Source organism: Methanomassiliicoccales archaeon, assembly GCA_013415695.1.
Lineage (GTDB): Archaea > Thermoplasmatota > Thermoplasmata > Methanomassiliicoccales > JAAEEP01 > JAAEEP01.
The window spans coordinates 62,923-83,713 of record JAAEEP010000008.1; the positions used below are offsets into that span (position 1 = coordinate 62,923).

The following is a 20,791-nucleotide window of genomic DNA, read 5'->3' on the forward strand; positions in this document are numbered from 1 at the left end:
TCAGAAACATTATTCTACACTCTTTCCGATTCACGCCGGATGATCAAGGTTGCCCCTTCCATACTCTCGGCGGACTTCAGCAAGCTAGGAGAAGAGGTTAAAAGAGTTGAGAAAGCCGGGGCGGATTGGGTCCATGTGGATGTGATGGATGGAAATTTCGTTCCCAATATAACCATCGGCCCGGGAGTGGTGAAGGCGATTCGAGCGCACACCGGTCTTCCATTCGATGTACACCTCATGATACTGAGGCCAGAGAACTATATAGAGAGCTTCTCAGAAGCTGGGGCTGACCTCATCACGATTCATTTGGAGTCATCCGACAAGGTTGAAGAAACCCTTGAGAAAATCAGGGTAATGGGTAAGAGACCGGGGGTCTCGTTGAATCCAGAAACATCATTTCATGAAGTCGTTCCCTTCATTGAGGAAATAGATCTCCTACTCATAATGACGGTCAATCCAGGATTCGGTGGGCAGACTTTCATGCACGAGGTCGTGCCCAAGATCATCGAGGCGAGGAGATTCATCGCCGAAAATGGTCTTGAGGTGGATATCGCGGTGGATGGTGGAATCAACGCAGCGACTGGAAAGATAGCGGTCGAGGCGGGAGCATCCGTTTTGGATGCCGGAAGCTCACTATTCGGAGCAAAGGACATGGCCGCGGAGATCGCCAAATGGAAGCTCTACTGATCACACCATGTATCTAGCATCGTACACATCAGAGGGGAATGCGAAGGGCATTGACTTTATCTGACTGGCCGTCAGGCCGTACCTGATGGCCATCCCGAAGATGTTTATCACCTCATCTGCACGGTTACCCATGATGTGTGCACCCAGTATTCGATCGGTCGCCTCTTCTATGAGAATCTTGTACTCCGAGTGGCGGACCATCACCCTTCTTGAGGAATGCGTGTCGGTCATGTCCCCTCTCTTGACCTTATACTTCATGCCACCAGCAGCACACTCCTTCTCATTCATGCCCACGCTGGCCATCGGGGGCGTTGTAAATACCACGGTGGGAATACCCTCGTAGTTGGCCTCCATTCTATTACCCTTGACCAGATTCTCCCCTACCACGTAAGCTTCCATATCCGCCACTGGACTCAGGGGCATTCCTTCTACTGTGGCATCCCCAACGGCGTAGACGTTGAGGTTGGAAACACTCTGCATGTGACTATTCACTTCAATGCCCCTTACATCATAGACGACATTGGCCGCCTCTAGGTTCAAAGTACCAATGTTGGGAATCCTTCCCGCACCGTGCACTACCATGTCCGCCTCTACCATCACTTCTCCTTCCCGCCCACAGCGGGCCTGGATGGAATTTTCCCTCCTCTCAAGATATCCAAGGGGCGCATTGATTCGAACATCGATGTTCATATCCTCCTTGAAAATGTGAACAATTCTCTCAGACAGGTCCTCATCGAAATGTTTCAGAACCCTGGAACCACGTTGAACAATGGTGACCTCAGCTCCCGCTATGGCGGCCACCTGAGCGAATTCGAAAGAAATGTATCCTCCTCCGATAAAGAGGATGCGTTGAGGAAGTCTTTCCAATTCAAGGAATTCGTCGCTGGTGATCATGAGTTCTTCCCCTGGCAAGCCCAAAGTTTGGGGAATTGCTCCTGTAGCAACCAGTATTTTTCTTGCTTCTATGACCTCACTCCCAACCTTCACAGATGACTCGTTGACGAAACTTGCTTCTCCCCTGAAAACATCGATGCCAAGCTGCTGGTAGCTCCTTGCCCTATCGCCTGGTATGTGATCGGTGAATTCCCTCTTGAAATCCATCAGCTCTGACCAGATCAACCCCGAACCTTGAGAGATTCCTTTTCCCTTCATCCTTCGAACTTGATCTACGACCGCGGCTGCAGTGGTAAGGACCTTCTTTGGATTGCAACCCCTGAGGCCACATGTCCCTCCCATCTCGCGGTTCTCGGAGATCGCCACTCTCAAACCGTAGCGAGCGCATTTCTCGGCAGCCTTGTTCCCTGCTACCCCAGTGCCTATGACCATCAGATCGTACATTTCGGACATGAGCCTCATATATGAAATCCCAAGACAGGATAAAACCCTTCTGAACGTCTCCAATGCCTCAAGAACACCGAATTGTTGAGAAGGTAGGGAATGGCATATGCATGACATTGAAGCTGGTTTTAGATATCTGGCTTCACTTGAATGTATCATCAAATTGCATAATTTGATTTCTTGAATTCATGCAAAGTTTCAATAATGACTCCTGCCATTCCGCGGAAGGTACCTCAATGAGTGAGTTCACCAGCAACCGATTCATCATTCTGCTGGCCGCGGTCTTTCCCATCATGTTACTCGCCGCCGCGGTCTACCTCCAGTCAAGCATCTGCATAATTATCTCAATCTTCATCTGGATCGGGGTTGTTATCATCATGCTCTACATTCCCCATAACCGGAATGGAAAGAATTCGTGATCCTCAGCCGGTCATTATTAGTCAAAGTGAAATATCGAGGTGTCCATTGTAAGGACTGATAGCATGGGCGTGAATCTCTCGGACATAGTTCCCTTCGAGGAAATTGAGATCGAGGACCTTAGGGGAAGGACGATTGCCATCGATGCCTACAATGCAATATACCAGTTCCTCTCTGTGATTAGACAGCCGGATGGTACTCCACTCAAGGACTTCAAGGGCAGGGTGACCTCACATCTTTCGGGACTTCTGTACCGCAACGTCAACCTTATCGAATCTGGCATTCTCCCCGCATACGTCTTCGATGGCATCCCGTCAAAACTCAAGAAGGACACTATCGCCGAGCGAGGAGAGAGGCGAGCAAAGGCTCAGAAGGAATGGAAGGACGCGGTGGAGAGGGGTGATCTAGAGGTAGCATTCTCCAAAGCCACCCAGTCATCCAGGATCACCAACGAGATAGTCGAATCGTCCAGAATACTGCTGACCTATCTCGGAATACCTGTGGTACAGGCTCCAGAGGAGGGGGAAGCTCAGGCTGCATTCATGGCTTCCAAGGGGGATGTCTGGGCTGCTTCTTCTCAGGACTTCGACTCCCTGCTTTTTGGAGCCCCCAGACTGGTAAGGAACCTCACACTCACGGGAAGAAGGAAGCTTCCAGGAAGCAGGAGGTACCGCACCGTGAATCTAGAGATGATAGAACTGAACAAAGCCCTTGAGCATCTTGGGGTGACAAGGGATCAGCTCATAGACATATGCATCATGATGGGCACCGACTTCAACCCAGGTATAAAGGGCATAGGGCCAAAGAAGGCCCTGACCCTAATAAAAGAGTATGGAGATCTGGAGAGATCCCTGGATGCAAAGGACCTTATGATCGAATCCTTCAAGGAGATAAGAAGCATCTTCCTGGATTACGAAAAGATGACCGAATATGACCTAACCTGGAAGCCGGCCCAGAGGGAGAAGGTGATGGAATTCTTGGTGGAGGAACACGACTTCACACCCGGGAGGGTAGAAAGTGCCTTGAATAAGCTGGAGTCTGAGAGGGAGGAAAAGCGAGAACAGGCGGCTCAGTCCAAGTTGGATATGTTCTCTTAATTTCCGGGTTTGTAATTATTATCCGAATGTACACTCTCATGAAAAGTATTATCTGGCTCGGAGAAATTTGTTCTCTGGCATATTTGAGATTACGGTTGCCAGAACAGTAATCTTTTAAGGGGAAATCGTGCTTTACGCTCAGAGGGTTAACGGGATGATCAAACAAGTCCAGTCCAGTTACAATCCAAGGAACCTAGAAGAGAACGTTCAGGAGTACTGGGCAGAGAATAACATTTACAAGAAGGTCAAGGATTCGAAGTCCAACTACCCCGATTTCTACTTCGTTGACGGGCCTCCATACACCACTGGTGCCATCCACCTTGGCACTGCTCTAAACAAGACCATCAAGGATGTGATCCTAAGGTACAAGAGGATGGGGCGTCACAATGTCCGTGACCAACCTGGATATGATATGCACGGACTACCCATTGAGGTCAAGGTGGAGAGATCCATAGGAGTGAAGAGCAAGGGTGAGATCGAGGAATATGGAATTGATAAGTTCGTCTCCACCTGCAAACAGTTCGCCCTTGACTTCCAGAAGAGCATGACCGAGCAATTCAAGGAGCTCGGGGTCTGGATGGACTGGGACCGACCTTACATGACGCTCAACCCCAGCTATATAGAGGGGGCGTGGTGGACACTGAAACGCGCCTATGACCGGGATATGCTTACCTCAGCAGAGAGGGTGCTCTCGTGGTGTCCCAGGTGCGAAACCGCTCTGGCCGAGGCTGAGATCGAGTACTCAGATGAGAAGGATCCTTCTATCTATGTCCGCTTCAAACTCAAGGACCAAGACGCCGCCCTTCTGATATGGACGACAACCCCATGGACACTTCTGGCCAACATGGCGGTGGCGGTCCAACCTGACTTCAGGTACGTCAGGGTCAGATATCTGCGCGAGAACGGAGATAGCCTCACTCTGATCATTATGAAAGATCTGGTGGAGCCCATTGGTATAATGACCGAATGGGATGAATACCAGATTCTGGAGGAGATGACTGGTAAGGACCTGATAGGGCTGGAGTATATTCCACCCTTCGCAGAGGAGGTTCCATATCAATCCAAAGTCACAGGGGAATGGATCCACAAGGTAATCCCCTCAGAGACTGTAGAGGCGGAGAACACTGGTTTGGTACACATCGCCCCTGGACATGGTCCAGAGGACTTCGAACTCGGCCAAAGATACGATATTCCACCATTCTGCCCCGTGGATGAGGGTGGTAACTACACGGAAGAAGCGGGCACTAGATATGCCGGTATGTTCGTCAAGAAGGCGAACGAACTCATCATGGAAGATCTTGAGAAGAATATGCTGATGTTCTACAGAACCACTGTGGATCACAGGTACGGCCACTGTTGGAGATGTGAATCAAATATCATATACAGGACCACGAGACAGTGGTTTCTTCAGGTCACAAAACTCAAGGACCTAATGCTCTCAGAGGTGGACCGGGTACGATGGACACCCGACTGGGCCGGTTCATCCCGTCAGAGAGATTGGGTGGCCAACGCTCGTGACTGGTGCATTTCAAGACAGAGGTATTGGGGAGTCCCCATTCCAGTTTGGACCTGCCCATGCGGGGAGATGAAGGTAGTTTCTTCGCTCAAGGAACTGGAAGGTGCTGAAGGATACCGTGAGGACTTGGAACCTCACCGGCCCTGGATCGATGAAGTGCATATCGAGTGTGAGAATTGCGGTGGCCCCATGTCCCGTGTACCCGATGTGCTAGATGTTTGGTTCGATGCCGGTGTTTGCTCTTGGGCGCAACTGGACTTCCCAAGCAACACGGATAAGTTTGAGCGCTGGTGGCCCGCAAGATGGATCGTGGAAGCTCACGACCAGACTCGAGGTTGGTTCTATTCACAGCTTGCATCAGGATGCATAGCCTTTGATCGGGCACCATACGAAAGCGTTCTCATGCATGGCTGGGTCCTCGACCCCAATGGGGAGAGGATGTCCAAGAGCAAGGGAAACGCAATTGAGCCAAAGAAGATCATGGATGAGTTCGGAGCGGACGCGCTTCGCTTCTACCTGCTGAGAGCAAATGCACCCTGGGAGGATCTCTCGTTCCAGCACGAAGGGGTCAAGAACGCCAGAAAGATGCTCAATATCCTCTGGAACGTCTTCAAATTCGCCGCGACCTACATGTCCATAGATAACTTCAATCCAGATTCAGTGGAGTATCGCAGTCTTGGTGGAGCACTTCACCCAGAGGACCAGTGGATGATCTCCAAGACCGAGAAGATAAAGAATGAGATGGCCAAGTACCTCAACTCCTACGAGCTCCATCGCGCCTGCAGAACTCTGGAGGACTACATTGTGGAAGACCTTTCCCGTTGGTATGTTCGTCTTATCCGGGATCGCATGTGGAAGGAAGAGGGAGACCTGGACAAGCTCGCAGCATACAAGGTACTTTACGATTCATTGATGACCGCCACCAAACTACTTGCCCCGATCTGCCCACATATCACGGAGGAGATATACCGCCACATGGACGGGACCCTAGAATCCGTCCACATGATCGATTGGCCCACTCCTGACCTCACCAGGGTCTCCGAGCGTCTAGAAGCCTCCATGCAGTCGGCACAGGAGCTGGTAGAGATCATCGCAGCCGAAAGGCAGAAGGTGGGTCTGAAGCTCCGCTGGCCTCTGAAGAGGGTCGTCATCCGATGCAGGAGCGAGGAGATGATGCGCTCGCTGAAGACCCTGGAGAATGTTATACAATCTCAGGCCAATGTCAAGAAGGTAGAGATGCTAGCTCCCGGCGAGGAGTGGGATGAGATGATCCTTTCGGTCATTCCCAACCCTCATGCCATAGGAAAGGTGTACCGCCAGTGGAGCTCGAAGATCGCAGTCCTTCTGAAGAGCAGACCGGCCAAGCAAATCAAGGATAGCATATCAAAAGGAGAGTACCAGCTCGGTATCGAGGGACAGATGGTGAAGATCGAACCGAACATGGTATCCTTTAGCTCTTCCCTTCCACCTGACATCATAGAGGTCCAGTTCTCAGAGGGAGACCTATTCATCGATTTCATGGTCACTCCCGAGATCAAAGCCGAGGGTTTCGCCAGGGAGCTGGTGAGGCGTATCCAGCAGATGCGCAAGGACATGAAGCTGGATGTAGAGGAATTCATCTCCACGGAGGTGAAGGCCTCAGCGACCATGACGGAGTACTTCAAGGACTGGAAAGAACACATCATGAAGGAGACCAGATCCAGGAACCTCATATTCACTGATAAGCCCGAAGGAGAATACGCCGTTGACTGGAAGGTAGAGGGGGGAGACATCCACATTTCAGTGACCTCGCTCAACCTCAAGGCCAGCATTGAGAATCTCATGACCATTCCTGGTCTTTCGCAGAACGCCGCTCTGGTACTCATTGATGCGGGCATCAACCGTATGGATGAGCTCCGGAACAAAGACGAGGAGTATCTCGAGGACATAAAGGGAATCTCTAGCTCCGATTTGAAGAAGATCGTCGATTTCCTCGAAGCGAGACCCGATGAAGGAGAGAAATGTCCCAGCTGTGGAGCGATCGTGGGCAAAGATGATGCGAAGTGCTCCGGTTGCGGTGCTTCCCTTAAAGAGGAGGGGGCACCCATGGAAGAGATAGTCGAATATCTCATCTCCATACCGAATGTGACCGAGGATCTGGCGGTAAAGATCTACCAGGCGGGGTACGACTCGGTTGAGAAGATCAAGAATGCCAAGATCGACGACCTTGAGAAATTGGGGGCCGGCGACATAGCAGAGGATATCATCAGCTACTCGCCCAAGGTGAAGCTCAAGAAGGAGGAGGCTGTCAAAGAACCGAAACCGACTCCAGAAGGGGAGAAAGCCAAGGAGCTCGTACTCGAGGGAGGTTTCACCTATCTCATCAAGGAAGAGCGTTCCAAACGTTCCTACGAGATGTTCCAGAATGCCCTCAACGAGGGTTTGAAGGGGTTCTGTGTCACCCGCAATTATCCGCTTAAGATAAAATCCAAGTACGATCTGGGCGACACACAGATGTTATGGCTGTCCTCCATCGGAAAGGAGAACTCTCTCAGACCCAAGGACCTGGAGAAGCTTTCATTCGCACTCGACCAATTCGTCAGTTCAGAGGGCGGAATAATCCTACTGGATGGTCTGGAATATCTGATTACCAACAACAACTTCCTGACAGTCCTAAGGTTCATCCAGTCCCTTCGGGATCAGATCGCCATCAACAACTCAATACTGCTATTGGCACTTAACCCTTCAACACTTGAACCCTCGGAGCTTAACCTTCTGGAGAAAGAGGTCGACACCACGATCTAGAGAAGTCCCAGCCTTCTGAAGACATCGTCAAGTCCGGGAACCGTAGAGTAGTCCCTCAGCTCAAGCGGAGATATCCAGGCGTGATCCACGTGCTCCCAATCCGTGGTGATCTTCCTTTCACCTACGTCGAAGAGGAATGGATGCACGATCCAGGCTCTATCCTCATTCCTGATGGTTATCGGCTCCCCTTCCTGGACCAGAATCGGGTCATCTATGCCCGCCTCTTCCGAGACTTCTCGGAGGGCAGCCTGTTCTGACGTCTCCCCGGACTCGACGTAGCCTGAAATACCTGCCCACATGCCTCTGCAGGAACCGACATCATCGCTTCTTTGGAGTATGAGAACTTTCTGCTGATTCCGTAGAATGCTAGTCACCACATGGACTATCTCAAGAGAGGGGATCTCGAGCACACCTGAGTCCGCATCTACCTTCATGTGGTCTCCCGTCCGTATGACCGAGATATCGACGTTATCCACCATGGGTATCTCAGCCATTACCGCTCCAGTTGCCACGATGGGTTCAGCCATAGTGTTGATTATGGCTGAAGGGGCTTTTCCAGCTCTCTTCAAATCCAGCATCACGTATGACCCAACAGTGCTCCCCCTTCCCATGGGGAATACCAAGATTCTTCCTGAGATGCTCTCGTCAGAACCATCAGTGGTAAGAATTCCGGTAGAAGGGTCCACACCTCCCAGGAAACTGAAGGCCTGTTCCAAGACAAGTGCTGTGCCCTCGGCCTTACCCGGTGAGATTCCCCTACCTTTGAGTATCACGATATCAGCTCCAACAAGCCTTTTGTGGTATCGCAGACCACCTTTTGAGAGCACAATCCAGGAAGGTAATTGCAGGCCTTGGCCGAATTTGTGCCAGTGCATGTATGATGATCCTCTATGGGAGCCACCACCATGCAGGTATCGCAGACCACCTTCCCGAACCTCTCCAGGGTGGTCACCTCCTTGGGGCAACGCTCCTTCACCCATCTATTGGTGCAGAACCAGACCTCAGTGTCCCTCTTTCTCTCCTTTTTCTCTAGAATGGAGGCAATCTCTCTCATCTCAGCCTCGGAAAGATGGGGGCATCCCAGGGCTATAAGGTCTGGTTCCTTTCCGGAGCTAAGGGATTCCTTCGCCTTCTCAATATCCGAGGAGTCCACCCGGATCCTCTCCAGACCCTTGAGTTCGTGCCCATATTCAATTGGAGTGATACCTTCAACATGGAAAAGCGCAATGGCTCCCGCAGCGGCCATTGCTGCCGCCATGGTCTTAAGGCGGTCGGTGTTGGGGCAGATGCCTTTGAAATAGGGGACAGCGTTGCCAAGCCTCTTGCCTATAACCTGACCAAGTAGGGAGTGGGAGAGTATATCGTCCCCTATGTCAGCCTCCACGATCACACTGGGGTGACGGTTCTCCTCCAGGTGAAGGCCGTACAAGGGCGTCTTTCCAATGATTGCGGCCGAGAGGGCACCTGGACCCCCCTCCCGGTTGGTCCTGGCTCCAATAACGGAGTTCACAAAGGACAGGGCATTGGATTCTGCCCAGGAGACATGCTCACCCAATCTGGGCACGTTGTAGTGAAGATACGGTGTGCAGGTGCAACACGTTTGAACTCCCAAGCTGCTGTAGGAATCGATGATCGCCTTCTGTCTCTCAGCGAAGAGGGGATCTACTCCCATATCCCTCCATCTCTCGAGGTCCATTCCCGCGGGGTTCAGCGTGGTCTTGACTCGGATCTGGGCCTGACCTTCGAGAGAGTTCAAGAACTGAAGTCCTCCCTCACCAATGGTCTTGTAAGATACTCCAGAAAGATGGGCGGACGTGATGGGAATGAGCTTCTCGGCATCGAATATCTTGCCCAATGCCGTCAGGATCTCCATGGCCTTCTGCTGACCAGGACCCTCTTCACCGTCGAGTATATCCTCCTCCTGTCTCGTGAGAAACATCTGACTCCCCAAAGGGAAGAATGCGGTAATAACCCTTTGCTGCTGGCATGTGATGCAGAGGCATTGACACCGGATTTGAAGATTTCAATTTCATTTGAAATCCCAATAGTTAAATATTCAGATAACATTTCAAGAATACTTGAAATCCTAATTCAATAGCTCATCGGAGAATGGATCCAATGGAAACTAAGGTCGCTAGCAGGCTCTCGTTCTTGAATAGGTACCTAACATTGTGGATCTTCTTGGCAATGTTCATTGGAATAGGTATCGGTGCTTTGGTTCCAGGAATCGCAGACTGGCTCGAATCCTTGAGCATTGGTACAACCTCGATCCCCATAGCGGTGGGCTTGATTCTCATGATGTACCCACCGCTGGCCAAGGTGAAGTACGAGAAGCTGTCCCAAATGACTCGAAGGCCGGAGTCCCGGAAGATGTTCGCGACATCACTGATCCTAAACTATTTGGTAGGGCCAATGCTGATGTTCGCGTTAGCCTGGATTTTCCTTCCGGACCTTCCTGAGTATCGCATAGGTTTGATCCTCACCGGAATAGCGAGATGCATCGCGATGGTACTGGTGTGGAACCAGCTGGCAAAGGGAGATTCGGAATATGCGGCCGTTCTTGTCGCACTCAACTCGATATTCCAGATACTCCTGTACTCGTTCTACGCATACTTCTTGATATTCATCCTATCAGAGGCAATAGCACCAGGTTCCGGTGTCCCGGTCCAGATCTCGATATGGGACGTGGCGGTCTCCGTCCTGATCTATCTTGGAATTCCATTCGTCGCGGGCATATTGACAAGATACGTCCTTGTGCCAAGAAAGGGGGAGGAATGGTACGACAAGAAACTCATGTCAAAGTTGGGAAAGGTCTCGCTATTGGCTCTTCTTTTCACCATTGTGGTGATGTTCTCTCTCAAGGGCGAATACATACTAGAGCTACCAATTGACGTACTGAGGATAGCCATACCGCTTCTGATATACTTCATGATCATGTTCTTCCTTTCATTCTACCTGTCGATCCGATTGAAGTTCGATTATCCACATGCCGTGGCCCAGACCTTCACCGCAGCAAGCAATAACTTTGAACTGGCCATCGCTGTTGCGATTGCCGTGTTTGGAATATCGTCTGGGGTGGCTTTTGCCGCTGTCATCGGACCGCTAATTGAAGTGCCAGTGCTGATAAGCCTGGTCAGCGTGGCATTCTGGTTCCGCAGGAAGTACTACGATTCTAACGACAGGGTTATAGTAGATGCGGCTGCAGGGAAAGAATCCTAAATTGAAACTCTTTCAGTTATCCCCATTTCAGTCTCATCAATATCTGTATCTTTAAAGGGAAGAGTCGATTCCTCGCTCTCTCTCACCGCTATCGATTGCATCTACCAATCTTTAATGAGGTCCAAGGAGAACTCCCACATCTTGTCACCGCCCACTGAATTCACCTTTCTCCCGACCTCGATAGCCTCTTCCACCTGCTGTTTGGCTATTCCCAGCTGCTTCGCCTTTTCCAGATGATGGCGAAGGCATGGTTGACATCTGCCTGCTATCGATGCTGCGATGGCGGCCAGCTCTTTCACTTCTGGATCCATAAAATCACCTTTCAATCCTCGTTTTCACATTCTGGATCGAGCACTTACAATTCACTGATGCTCATAGATTCGATCTTATCCGTTCCGTGATTTGTGAAATAGTCACAGTATCGATATCAAGGTTGTAGCTCTTCTTTATTCCCAGTTCTGTAATGACACAGTGATCATGGATACTCACCCCAGCGAGATCGGCGGCCTTCTTGCCACACGCCACTGGGCAACCGTCGATGACCACCACTTTGCGGGCAGCCTTTGCCGTCTCGACGATGGTAGGGACATGTGCCCCTATTCCAGCCAGACAGGACATCTTAAAGCCGTTCCCATCGGAGAGTACCTTCGCAACCTCGTTTGCCAATTGGCCGACATTTGATGCTCCACTACAGGCCAGGATGATAACCGCATTTCCACCGCATGTGCACTTTGCACCACTCTGCACCTCGATCAAGCTCTTGCACCTCTTAGCCAATCGATCACCTCGGCGATAAACCCTTTGCCCAAAAAGTTGCTGCCATCAGAACGATGAGGGGAGGGAGCGGGCCTGTCGGGATTTTCATTCCCCTCATCAGGGATTTTGAACCCGGGTCTGAGGCTTTCCCCAGTCACGAGGAACTGCCGGAGGCCTCTGTGATATCCAAGCTACACCACAGGCCCGCCTAGATTGCGATGTTCGATTTCCTATTAAACTTTGCCCTCTATCCTGACCAAGCCAGAGAAATAGCTATTAAGTGACATTTCCGATCTTGACTAGATAGAAGTTATTTATAGCGAGTAGCCAATAATCCGAACATGCCTGGGCGATGGACCACAAGGTTGTCGGTCAAGCACCTGTTCGCCAAGAGAAAACCCATTGTTCTAATAATCTTGATCATCGTATTCTTGGTGATAGACGGGACGCTTGGCTGGTATATCGTGACCTATTCCATCGCTGACAAGGAGTTCGATGAAACCTCCCTGGACTTTGAGATACTGCAACTTGAACGCTCGTTGAACGACCTCGTGGTAGTCAGGTCGGAGCATTCGGTTCACATTCTCCTGGATGACACAAGCGAACTGCAGTTCTCAGGTGATCCTGTCGATTTCAACTTGGGGGATAGTAGTAACGCGATCGCGGTGCTGACAGACGATGACTTGATCCACTACTTCCCCCCCGGTCAAACATCGGAACAGTACTTCTTTGAATTGGAGGATGCCGTGGAGCTGATCGGCATTTATGAGGCTTACTCACCCATAGGCTACAGACCAGAGATGTTGGTTGCAGCCACAAGCAATGCCTCTGGAGATGCAGTCCATATGATCTCAATCGAAACGCAAGAAACAGAATGGACATATTATTTCAACTCCAGTATCACAATCACAGCAAGATCTGAAAATACTGGATATTTTTCAATTGTCTTGGAATCCAATGAAATATTTCATTTCGGCAGTTTCAGTTCTATTCCTAGAAGGATGTACCAGATCCCGAATATTGTTGATGAGGTCAAAGTCGCAGACTCCGGCATTTATTTATTCGTCCTACATGACAACGGTTCAAAGCTTTCTCATTTCTCCACCGTTTCCAGCAGCCCGATTTTCACAGTCGGTCTTCCAAGTGGTTCGGAGAACCTGCAACTTAGAAATGAGGCGAAATACGCCTATGTCCAAGTTGGTGAAGAGGTGCTCGAAATCGCTGATGGAAACGTGAGTTCCAAACTGTCGAAACCGGGGCTCATAACCTATGCGGTTCCCACGATTATTGACAGAATCTATATTTCAATACCGGGTGAGATACAAGGTTACAAAGATAGAGAATTACCTAACTGGAAGGGGCCCTCAAGCCACGAAGTCAATGGTCTGAACTCAGACGCCGGGGGGGATCTCATCATTGGGTGGGGCGAACGAGAACTGACAATGATTGATGACTCAAATATGCCCCTGGGCAACGAAGATCTCTGGACCCTCTTGGGATTCATGGTAATCTTCGAGTCTGCTCTCCTGATCATCTACGGCTGGTGGGACGAATTTCGAAATACAAGAAAGGAGACCCTCTATATCATTGTAATCGGAGCGATAGTCGGAATTCTTGTAGCTTACATCATTCCTGACCAGGATGCCATCGAATGGTATGGGGTCACGGCATACATATGCCTGGCTGCTGCTCTGGCTGCAATTTCCACCCTTATCTCCTTCAAGGTGGATGCAGGTCTGGCCAACATCGTGATAGGACTCGTGGTCGGCATAATCGCAGCCGTCCCCATCGCCCTGCTGGGCCACTTCCTCATGCAGCTCGGAGGCTTCCAATTCCCAGACTCACCATTCTACTCTCTCGCCAAGCTGATATACACTGGCTTGAAAATGGGAATAGTTGGTGGGATAATTGGCTGGTTAGCCCACAAGGTCATTCGCGGATGACCTGTACTGACATTGTATAAAATTGGACGAAGGGTGAGAAGGTTCACCGCTTCTTGAACTCTGTGTATCCGCACTTACCGCAGGAGATTCTATCTTCATGTTCGGCCAGAAAAACACCGGGACCGCATTTGGGGCAGTTTCTCCTATTCCTCTCAATCTTGTCATCCTTGATCTCGTAGTGGTCCTTCTTTGCCATGTCAATCACTCCTGCGACTCTCCGCCTTCAAGTTTGTTCCGGGCAAGCAGGTACTCCTTCTCGAACTTCTTTGCACTCTCAACGGAGTCGTAGACCTTTGCATAACCCTTGGTCAACTGCCGGCCAAACTCAGTATTCATCCTATCGATAATGACCGTGTCCTTCTTCACTCCCAGCGTACCAGCCAGTTGCGTCCTTATCTCGTCTCTGGTCGGGGTGCTGGCCCTCTCATGCTCTACGCTGAAGCTGACCTCGGTCCTCTCCAGAAGGGGGTTCTTCTTCTTTCCCTCGATCTCGATCTTCAATGGGATTCCTCCATCCTTGATATGAGTGATCTTGCGATTGTAATGGCCTCTTGGTCCACTTCGACCAGGACCACGCCTTTTCCGGGATATCCGTATACCACGCAGGATCCCAGCGGCGCCAATGCGATGCACACCAGCGTGGCCAGGTCTTCCTCTCCATCTACCAGGATCTTGGTGTTCTCCTTCCTAGCAATGGCCTCTTTGACCGCCCTTATGGTCTCCGACGTTACCATGGCAGGAGGGTTTCTCACCCTCACCTGATTACCATCCATCATGGCAATCCTCTCCTGGAGATCGATCCTCTCAATCCTCTCCGTCTTGCCATCGTAGATGGCTATTCTGGGCGTTATCCCGTTCCCAAGGAGGTCATAGGTGACCACATCACCTACAGATATTAGCATTTTGCATTTCCGGACGGCGGAAGGCACTTCGTCACCGGTCATCAGCTTGCCGTAGAGACGCCTGAATTCAGATCTCATCTTCTCCGGGAGTATCAGGTCGACCTCAGGTAGGTCATCTGACCCGGAGGGCGAACTTGCCGTTGACATGGATGCCCATCCTTTTGGCTATCTCGGACTTATTGTGGTCAACGATTATGACATAGCCGGTCCAATCCTTCGATGTTTCATTCCTACACAGGGGGCAGGTGTCCTCCTCGCTGATGAAGGAGCAGTGCTTGCATGCCTTGGGGTTCTTCATGCAGCATCACCCTTATTTTCCCTGTCTTCCTTGAGCCAATCCAACTTGCCTAATCCAGGCTGCCTCATTGTCAACCCGATCTTGCTTTCCCTGGGGCTCCGCTCGTTAAGGCTGAGAGCCACGATCCTAGCCCTGACCTTGTCACCGACCTTGAGGTCACGCTTGCTATCCTTTCCTATCAAGCGCTGGTTGTCGGTATCTACGTCGATGCGGTCATCCATGACCTGACTGATATGGAGAAGGCCATCCAGTGGTCCGAATCGTACGAAGGCACCGAACTTAAGCACCTCGCATACCGTGCCCTCTACAACCTCTTGGAGCAGGGGCCGGAACACGAGGGCCTCGAACTTCACCTTCTGATATACGGCACCATCGCCGTGGACTATGCGCCCAAGACCGAGGGGTTCCACGTTTCGGATGAGGACGGTGAGCATATCATTCTCCTCAATCCGACCCTCATAGGCCTGCCAGGTTAGCTCGCTAAGGACCTGATCCATGTCCTCGCCAAGCCTGTCAGGTGGAATGCGGACGACCCTTTCTCTCTCTGTCAACATGTACATGATATGCCCTCTAGTGTCTCACGGATATCAGAGCAGTTATTTAAAGGTTATACCTTATAAGAGATACTCTAAATTGCATCTGGATTGAATAAAAATTGAAAGGGGTTTCCCGGTTACGCCACAATGAACAGTGCGGCGAATACCAGGGTAATCGTGGACAGCAGCTTCACCAGGACATGCAAGGAAGGTCCAGCGGTGTCCTTGAAAGGATCTCCGACGGTGTCACCCACGACCGCGGCTGAATGGGCTTCGGTACCCTTTCCGCCGTGGTGGCCTTCCTCGATATACTTCTTCGCATTGTCCCAAGCGCCACCGCCGTTATTCAGGACGGTGGCGAGAAGCACTCCCGCAATCGTGCCTACCATGAGCATAGCACCGACGGCCTGAACGGTCTCTACTATCCCGAGGGAAGCGAAGAGAACGCCGAAAGCCACGGGGACCACTACGGGTAGGATACCTGGAAGTATCATGGCCTTAAGAGCGCCCTTGGTAGCGATGTCAACACACCTACCATACAAGGGCTTGGCTGTACCCTCCAGAATGCCAGGTATCTCCTTGAACTGCTTCCTCACCTCGTTAATCATTGCGTAGGCCGCCTTTCCGACAGCCCTGATGGCGAGTGAAGCGAACAGGAATACGAGCATAGCACCGATCATCGCACCGACGAACACGGGAGGCTGGGCCAGGTCGACTATGAACACTTCAGAGAGTGTCTTCCCCGTAATGTGGGCGACCTCCTCAAAGTACGCGGCAAATAGTAGGAACGCTGCGAGCGCAGCTGAACCCATGGCGTACCCCTTGGTGAGGGCTTTGGTGGTGTTACCAACCGCATCGAGCCTGTCGGTCCTAGCCCTGACATCATCGGGTTGGTTCGACATCTCGACAATACCACCAGCGTTGTCTGTGATCGGTCCAAAGGTATCCTCAGCGAGCACGAATGCACAGGTGGCCAACATACCCATTGTGGCCACAGCTGTTCCGTAGAGGCCAGCTACAAAAGAATCAACACCCGCAGGAGCTCCAAGCGTACCAAGGTAATAAGAGGCCAAGAGACCAACGGCGATGGCGATAATGGGCATAGCCGTTGTCTCCAGACCCACAGAGAAACCTGTGATGATATTGGTCGCTGGACCGGTCTCGGAGGCCTGAGCGATCTCGCGAACCGGGCGGTACTCGCCCGCCGTGTAATACTGAGTGATGTACACGATCACGATGCTTAGAACGATACCGATCAAACCGCAGTAGAAGTAATATTCACTGCCTAGAAGCTCCATAGTAACGAAGTAGAAGGCGATCGCCGCGAGTACACAAGTTATGTAGTATCCCCGGTTGAGCGCCTTCATGGGCTGCTCACTCTCTTTGCTCAGCCTGACTGCGGAGATGCCCACGAGAGCGGCAATGAGTCCAAAGGCACGGACAATCAGCGGGAAGAATATCCAGCCGGTATCACCGGTGACCCCCCAAATGGCGAGGCCGAGGATCATGGCACCGATGTTCTCAGCCGCTGTGGACTCGAACAGATCAGCACCACGACCCGCGCAATCACCGACATTGTCGCCGACTAGGTCAGCTATGACGGCTGGATTTCTGGGATCATCCTCAGGGATCCCAGCCTCGATCTTACCTACAAGATCAGCGCCAACATCGGCAGCCTTGGTGTATATTCCACCACCGAGCTGCGCGAAGAGTGCTGCGAAGCTGGCTCCGAAGGCGTAGCCGACGGCGTAGAACAGGGCTTCCCTAGTCCCGAATAGCATATCGTAGACAAAGAAAATACCTGCGACACCGAGGAGGCTAAGAGCCACCACGGCAATACCCGAAACGGCTCCACCTCTGAAGGATGTTACCAACGCCTCATTGAGTGTTCTCCTGGCCGCGCTGGCGGTACGGATGTTTGACTTCACAGCCACATACATCCCAATATAACCGGAAAGCGCGGAGAAGAAAGCACCGAGAATGAAGGCGACTCCCGTCTGGTAATTGATACCTATACCAATGATCACTGCCAGGATTATGCTTATTATGGCTATTGTCTTGTATTGCCGAGCCAGGTAAGCCATCGCACCTTCCTTGATAGCGTCCCCTATCTCTTGCATCTCAGGGGTGCCGGTATCCCTCCTAAACACGTTCCATGTGAGGAAACCAGCAAACGCAAGGCCGATGATACCTGCGATCGGAATAATATAGCCCAATGGATCCATATCCACCATGAGCAAAACCTCTTGGCATCTTTCGGGCGGTAATAATGATACCCATATAAATGATTTGTTCAATCGTCTTCCGTCGAATTGATGCTATTCTTGTTCGAATTAGTGATAAATAATCGATAAATATCAAAAATTATCCTATAAATTAGCAATTTATCATACAATTTATCCGAATTACAGAATTCCGTATATTTTTTCTATCTGAAAAACCAATATAAATATGGGTAATGGCATGGTACTCACGTTCATCTACGGAGCCCTCGCTGCAGTTGGGATAGGAGCCCTTATAGGTCTGGAGCGAGAGCGTAGAAGGAACGGAGATACCATACTTGTGGGCATCAGGACTTTTCCACTGGTTGCCCTCAGCGCATACATCGTGTCATTTCTGGGCAGGAACCATTCTGGCCTGGAAATCATGGTGGTAGTAGGTCTGCTCCTTTTCGGCGGCCTAGCGGTCCTTCTAATATACATCAGGCAAGCAATGGGATTTCCTGGATTCACAACGACCCTCGCATTCATCATCACATACCTGGTAGGAGTGATGATAGCCTATGACTACTTCATTGAAGCGGTGATTATTGGAGTTGTCACGACCGCCATACTGATGTCCAAGGAGAGAGTGCATGCCTTCGTTCAGGTTCTAACGGAGGAGGAGATCATAGGGGCACTGCAGTTCATCACCATTGCCTTCATACTCTATCCCCTTACCTTGAATCTTCAGCTTGAGGCACCCTGGACCATCTTCGGGAAGGGCGAGCCGCTGGACCTGAATATGGCCCTCCTGATAGTGGTCTTCGTGAGCACCATATCATTCCTTTCCTTCATAGTAGTCCGGTGGCAGGGGCCTTCATTGGGACTCAGGCTATCTGGCTTATTAGGAGGCCTGGTAAATTCCGAGGCAGCGACAGCATCTCTATGCGGACTGGTGAAGAAGAGGATTCAGCTGATGGACATGGCGGCTTGCGGGATCGTGCTGGCCAATTCAACCATGTTCGTAAGGAACCTTGCAGTCTGCATATTTGCCGACCCATCATTCGAAGTAGCTAGCCTAACCGTGGTGCCACTATTGTTACTTAGTGTACTCGGCATCGTCCTAGGCTGGAGAAGAGGCGGGAAGGAAATCCCCGTACAATTGGAGTTTGGTTCTCCCTTCGCCATCAGGCCCGCATTGACCTTCGGTGCCATTTTCTTCCTCATATCCGGTGCAGCCCTGCTCCTCCAGGACCAACTTGGAGGAGCTTTCATTTACTTCCTGGCCCTGGGAGGCTTCGCCTCTTCCGCGGCGGTTGTCGCCTCAGTTTCATCACTCACTCTTGCGGGCAGTATTGAACCCCTGGTGGCAGCGGAGATCGTGCTGCTGGCATGCGCTATCTCCTCCTTCAACAAGATAGTGATATCAAGGTTGATGTGTCCCCAACTCTCGAGAACCGCACGGGTAAGGTTGATCATCTCCACAGTAGCCGCATTCGCCGCCGCTGGACTGTTCTTCGCCCTCAGAATCTTGCCTTGAGTACCAAGATTCCATCAGTTCTGGTGATATCTATGGACTGTCTGCCTGTGATGTGATTGGTGCCCCTCATCTTGAGAACCTCGAGATACTTCCTCCGGGCTCCGGCCTCTTCCGAGAGGATCAGAAGAACAATGCCATCGACTGCGTACGATATCTCGGGTGGATAGAGCTCATCCGGTCTCACCTCCCCGGTGACCAAAGTGGTGGCGTTCCAGTTCTTGAGTCGGTTGGTCAGGTCAAAGAGAAAGGGCCGGTAACCGTCCTTGAGCATCCCTCCAACCACGGTAATGGGGTCGATCACGATTCTCTGTGGCATCACCTCGGCGATCTTCTCCTCTATTCTGTTGAGTATCTCATCGGAGTCCGGGTGCATGAGCAGGGACCCCAGATCCTCGTAGATGATGTCCTCACCGAAATAGTCCTGGTCCAGAAAGTCGAATTGTGACGCGTACCTTAGCATCCACTGGGTCGGTTCGCTAAGGGTCGTGAAATAGAGGCCTCTCTCCCCCTTTGAGACGCCTTCGCAGAGATATTTCAGGGCAAAGGTCGTCTTGCCGGTTCCGGCGGTACCTGAGAGGAGGATCACTGACGGGAATGGGAAGCCGCCCTCTATCATCTCATCAAGACCAGGTATACCTGTTGTGAGTCTAGGTAGATCCAAACGCTCGGATTTCATCTTCGGTTGATTGCTCAATTCACTACCTCCTTGTTGAAATTCATCTCAGAAACCTGCCTTGGGCTAGGACTCTCAGAGGATTGGGTGACATATGAGAGGTCTTTTCCCACCTTTATCTCCATGTCACTGAGCCTCTGAGCAGAACTGTAGATGGATTGGCTCCTTTGTCTGTCCATGACCATGGGTACGAACATGTTGCCGCTGGATTTGGCCGCTATTATGAAATTATTGATGAAGAGCTCCACCACAGGGTTCCGGTTGTAGATTTGAAGGGCGGAGAGGTTGTCTATCATTACGAACCCACAATCGCTAAGATCAAGTGGTCCGGGTGTACTGCTGACTGCCCAGTCCTCGAGTGCCGTCGGGAGGGTATCAATATGGAACGGTCCGTCAATAAAACCAACCTTCGCCTTTCCTTCTTTCCGATCCCCTGAGAACCGGCTGATGACATCAATGAATGTTATTCTATCGAGTTCGATCTGGTGCATCCTCAGTAGATGGACCATGTACTGATGAGGTCGATCTACCGAGATAAAGACTCCACCGTTTCCCTTCTCCTCCAGCAAACCCCTCAACAGTACGAGGTTGATCCTGACGAATTGAGTAGATGGGACATCAATCAGGACCACCCCACCCTGCGTCTTATCACCGATGGTATCAATCAGGGATCTCATCAGCTGGACATCGCGTTCGTTCATTACTTCCCCGCGACCGATTCGGGAAATTGAGTAATAAAGGTTTTCAGGTGAATATCTCAACTGATTTCTTTACGGTGAGATAGAAACGAGGACAAACACCATTCGAAATGCTTCAGATTCTCCAATGATTCCTGGCTTCCCAATTATTACGAAAGTCAGATAAATGACTAAACCATCCCATGG

General features: G+C 51.0%; 20 protein-coding genes and 1 tRNA gene. 7 read left to right on the forward strand and 14 right to left on the reverse strand.

The window, feature by feature from the left end; genetic code table 11:
• The first annotated feature begins 39 nt into the window (after positions 1-39).
• Positions 40-687 (forward strand): ribulose-phosphate 3-epimerase, encoded by a 648-nt coding sequence (locus GKC03_05410; GenBank protein NYT11977.1) that lies wholly within the window; start codon positions 40-42, stop codon positions 685-687.
• Here the strand turns inward: GKC03_05410 and GKC03_05415 are convergent, their stop codons facing one another.
• Positions 688-2,034 (reverse strand): NAD(P)/FAD-dependent oxidoreductase, encoded by a 1,347-nt coding sequence (locus GKC03_05415; protein NYT11978.1) that lies wholly within the window; start codon positions 2,032-2,034, stop codon positions 688-690.
• 227 nt (positions 2,035-2,261) lie between these two features.
• On the opposite strand from GKC03_05415, the gene GKC03_05420 reads away from it, so the two are divergent.
• From GKC03_05420 to GKC03_05430, 3 genes are all read left to right on the forward strand, one after another.
• Positions 2,262-2,444 (forward strand): hypothetical protein, encoded by a 183-nt coding sequence (locus GKC03_05420; GenBank protein NYT11979.1) that lies wholly within the window; start codon positions 2,262-2,264, stop codon positions 2,442-2,444.
• A 63-nt stretch (positions 2,445-2,507) separates the two neighbouring features.
• The gene (locus GKC03_05425) at positions 2,508-3,539 is read left to right on the forward strand and encodes a flap endonuclease-1 (protein NYT11980.1); all 1,032 of its coding nucleotides are present in this window, start codon (positions 2,508-2,510) and stop codon (positions 3,537-3,539) included.
• A gap of 127 nt (positions 3,540-3,666) precedes the next feature.
• Entirely contained in the window at positions 3,667-7,839 is a 4,173-nt protein-coding gene (locus tag GKC03_05430; protein ID NYT11981.1) for an isoleucine--tRNA ligase, read from the forward strand.
• Here GKC03_05430 and GKC03_05435 read toward each other — a convergent pair.
• A complete protein-coding gene (locus GKC03_05435; GenBank protein ID NYT11982.1) occupies positions 7,836-8,612 on the reverse strand; it encodes a DUF126 domain-containing protein in 777 nt (258 codons plus the stop codon). The genes GKC03_05430 and GKC03_05435 overlap by 4 nt on opposite strands.
• Positions 8,609-9,778, reverse strand: coding sequence for a DUF521 domain-containing protein (locus tag GKC03_05440; protein ID NYT11983.1), 1,170 nt, complete (start codon positions 9,776-9,778; stop codon positions 8,609-8,611). Before GKC03_05440 ends, GKC03_05435 begins: the two co-directional genes overlap by 4 nt.
• Positions 9,779-9,957: 179 nt before the next feature.
• Here GKC03_05440 and arsB point away from each other — a divergent pair, with 179 nt between their 5' ends.
• Positions 9,958-11,058 (forward strand): ACR3 family arsenite efflux transporter, encoded by a 1,101-nt coding sequence (gene arsB, locus GKC03_05445; GenBank protein ID NYT11984.1) that lies wholly within the window; start codon positions 9,958-9,960, stop codon positions 11,056-11,058.
• A 101-nt stretch (positions 11,059-11,159) separates the two neighbouring features.
• Here the strand turns inward: arsB and GKC03_05450 are convergent, their stop codons facing one another.
• From GKC03_05450 to GKC03_05460, 3 genes are all read right to left on the reverse strand, one after another.
• Entirely contained in the window at positions 11,160-11,369 is a 210-nt protein-coding gene (locus GKC03_05450) for a carboxymuconolactone decarboxylase family protein (GenBank protein ID NYT11985.1), read from the reverse strand.
• A 61-nt stretch (positions 11,370-11,430) separates the two neighbouring features.
• On the reverse strand, positions 11,431-11,805 hold the full coding sequence (locus GKC03_05455) for a zinc-binding protein (GenBank protein NYT11986.1): 375 nt from the start codon (positions 11,803-11,805) through the stop codon (positions 11,431-11,433).
• 97 nt (positions 11,806-11,902) lie between these two features.
• A tRNA-Arg gene (locus GKC03_05460) sits at positions 11,903-12,020 on the reverse strand.
• A gap of 135 nt (positions 12,021-12,155) precedes the next feature.
• On the opposite strand from GKC03_05460, the gene GKC03_05465 reads away from it, so the two are divergent.
• Complete coding sequence (locus GKC03_05465) at positions 12,156-13,757, forward strand: hypothetical protein (protein ID NYT11987.1); 1,602 nt, start codon at positions 12,156-12,158, stop codon at positions 13,755-13,757.
• Positions 13,758-13,800: 43 nt separating this feature from the next.
• On the opposite strand, the gene GKC03_05470 is transcribed toward GKC03_05465, so the two are convergent.
• The 6 genes from GKC03_05470 to GKC03_05495 form a co-directional block, all read right to left on the reverse strand.
• The gene (locus GKC03_05470; GenBank protein NYT11988.1) at positions 13,801-13,953 is read right to left on the reverse strand and encodes a 30S ribosomal protein S27ae; all 153 of its coding nucleotides are present in this window, start codon (positions 13,951-13,953) and stop codon (positions 13,801-13,803) included.
• 5 nt (positions 13,954-13,958) lie between these two features.
• Positions 13,959-14,258, reverse strand: coding sequence for a 30S ribosomal protein S24e (gene rps24e / locus GKC03_05475; protein NYT11989.1), 300 nt, complete (start codon positions 14,256-14,258; stop codon positions 13,959-13,961).
• Positions 14,255-14,806 carry a DUF359 domain-containing protein gene (locus tag GKC03_05480; protein NYT11990.1) on the reverse strand — a complete coding sequence of 184 codons (552 nt, stop codon included), beginning with the start codon at positions 14,804-14,806 and terminating at the stop codon, positions 14,255-14,257. Before GKC03_05480 ends, rps24e begins: the two co-directional genes overlap by 4 nt.
• Positions 14,772-14,957 carry a DNA-directed RNA polymerase, subunit E'' gene (locus GKC03_05485; protein NYT11991.1) on the reverse strand — a complete coding sequence of 62 codons (186 nt, stop codon included), beginning with the start codon at positions 14,955-14,957 and terminating at the stop codon, positions 14,772-14,774. The genes GKC03_05480 and GKC03_05485 overlap by 35 nt, the downstream gene beginning before the upstream one ends.
• A complete protein-coding gene (locus GKC03_05490; protein ID NYT11992.1) occupies positions 14,954-15,517 on the reverse strand; it encodes a DNA-directed RNA polymerase in 564 nt (187 codons plus the stop codon). The genes GKC03_05485 and GKC03_05490 overlap by 4 nt, the downstream gene beginning before the upstream one ends.
• Positions 15,518-15,630: 113 nt before the next feature.
• Positions 15,631-17,718 (reverse strand): sodium-translocating pyrophosphatase, encoded by a 2,088-nt coding sequence (locus GKC03_05495; GenBank protein ID NYT11993.1) that lies wholly within the window; start codon positions 17,716-17,718, stop codon positions 15,631-15,633.
• Positions 17,719-17,956: 238 nt separating this feature from the next.
• Here GKC03_05495 and GKC03_05500 point away from each other — a divergent pair, with 238 nt between their 5' ends.
• Entirely contained in the window at positions 17,957-19,234 is a 1,278-nt protein-coding gene (locus tag GKC03_05500) for a DUF4010 domain-containing protein (GenBank protein ID NYT11994.1), read from the forward strand.
• Here GKC03_05500 and GKC03_05505 read toward each other — a convergent pair.
• Together GKC03_05505 and GKC03_05510 are read right to left on the reverse strand one after the other, a co-directional pair.
• Positions 19,218-19,910: a KaiA-binding protein gene (locus GKC03_05505; GenBank protein ID NYT11995.1), complete on the reverse strand. Its 693-nt coding sequence runs from the start codon at positions 19,908-19,910 to the stop codon at positions 19,218-19,220. The genes GKC03_05500 and GKC03_05505 overlap by 17 nt on opposite strands.
• Before the next feature lie 14 nt (positions 19,911-19,924).
• Positions 19,925-20,608, reverse strand: coding sequence for a hypothetical protein (locus GKC03_05510; GenBank protein NYT11996.1), 684 nt, complete (start codon positions 20,606-20,608; stop codon positions 19,925-19,927).
• Positions 20,609-20,791: the final 183 nt, after the last annotated feature.

Bases quoted from the DNA above. Each gene is read 5' to 3' on its own strand.
- GKC03_05420 (NYT11979.1), top strand. From the start codon at position 2,262: ATGAGTGAGTTCACCAGCAACCGATTCATCATTCTGCTGGCCGCGGTC.
- GKC03_05510 (NYT11996.1), bottom strand. From the start codon at position 20,608: ATGAACGAACGCGATGTCCAGCTGATGAGATCCCTGATTGATACCATC.
- GKC03_05425 (NYT11980.1), top strand. From the start codon at position 2,508: ATGGGCGTGAATCTCTCGGACATAGTTCCCTTCGAGGAAATTGAGATC.
- GKC03_05495 (NYT11993.1), bottom strand. From the start codon at position 17,718: ATGGATCCATTGGGCTATATTATTCCGATCGCAGGTATCATCGGCCTT.
- GKC03_05440 (NYT11983.1), bottom strand. From the start codon at position 9,778: ATGTTTCTCACGAGACAGGAGGAGGATATACTCGACGGTGAAGAGGGT.
- GKC03_05490 (NYT11992.1), bottom strand. From the start codon at position 15,517: ATGTACATGTTGACAGAGAGAGAAAGGGTCGTCCGCATTCCACCTGAC.
- GKC03_05480 (NYT11990.1), bottom strand. From the start codon at position 14,806: ATGTCAACGGCAAGTTCGCCCTCCGGGTCAGATGACCTACCTGAGGTC.
- GKC03_05470 (NYT11988.1), bottom strand. From the start codon at position 13,953: ATGGCAAAGAAGGACCACTACGAGATCAAGGATGACAAGATTGAGAGG.
- GKC03_05465 (NYT11987.1), top strand. From the start codon at position 12,156: ATGCCTGGGCGATGGACCACAAGGTTGTCGGTCAAGCACCTGTTCGCC.
- GKC03_05500 (NYT11994.1), top strand. From the start codon at position 17,957: ATGGTACTCACGTTCATCTACGGAGCCCTCGCTGCAGTTGGGATAGGA.
- GKC03_05410 (NYT11977.1), top strand. From the start codon at position 40: ATGATCAAGGTTGCCCCTTCCATACTCTCGGCGGACTTCAGCAAGCTA.
- GKC03_05415 (NYT11978.1), bottom strand. From the start codon at position 2,034: ATGTCCGAAATGTACGATCTGATGGTCATAGGCACTGGGGTAGCAGGG.
- arsB (NYT11984.1), top strand. From the start codon at position 9,958: ATGGAAACTAAGGTCGCTAGCAGGCTCTCGTTCTTGAATAGGTACCTA.
- GKC03_05485 (NYT11991.1), bottom strand. From the start codon at position 14,957: ATGAAGAACCCCAAGGCATGCAAGCACTGCTCCTTCATCAGCGAGGAG.
- GKC03_05450 (NYT11985.1), bottom strand. From the start codon at position 11,369: ATGGATCCAGAAGTGAAAGAGCTGGCCGCCATCGCAGCATCGATAGCA.
- GKC03_05505 (NYT11995.1), bottom strand. From the start codon at position 19,910: ATGAAATCCGAGCGTTTGGATCTACCTAGACTCACAACAGGTATACCT.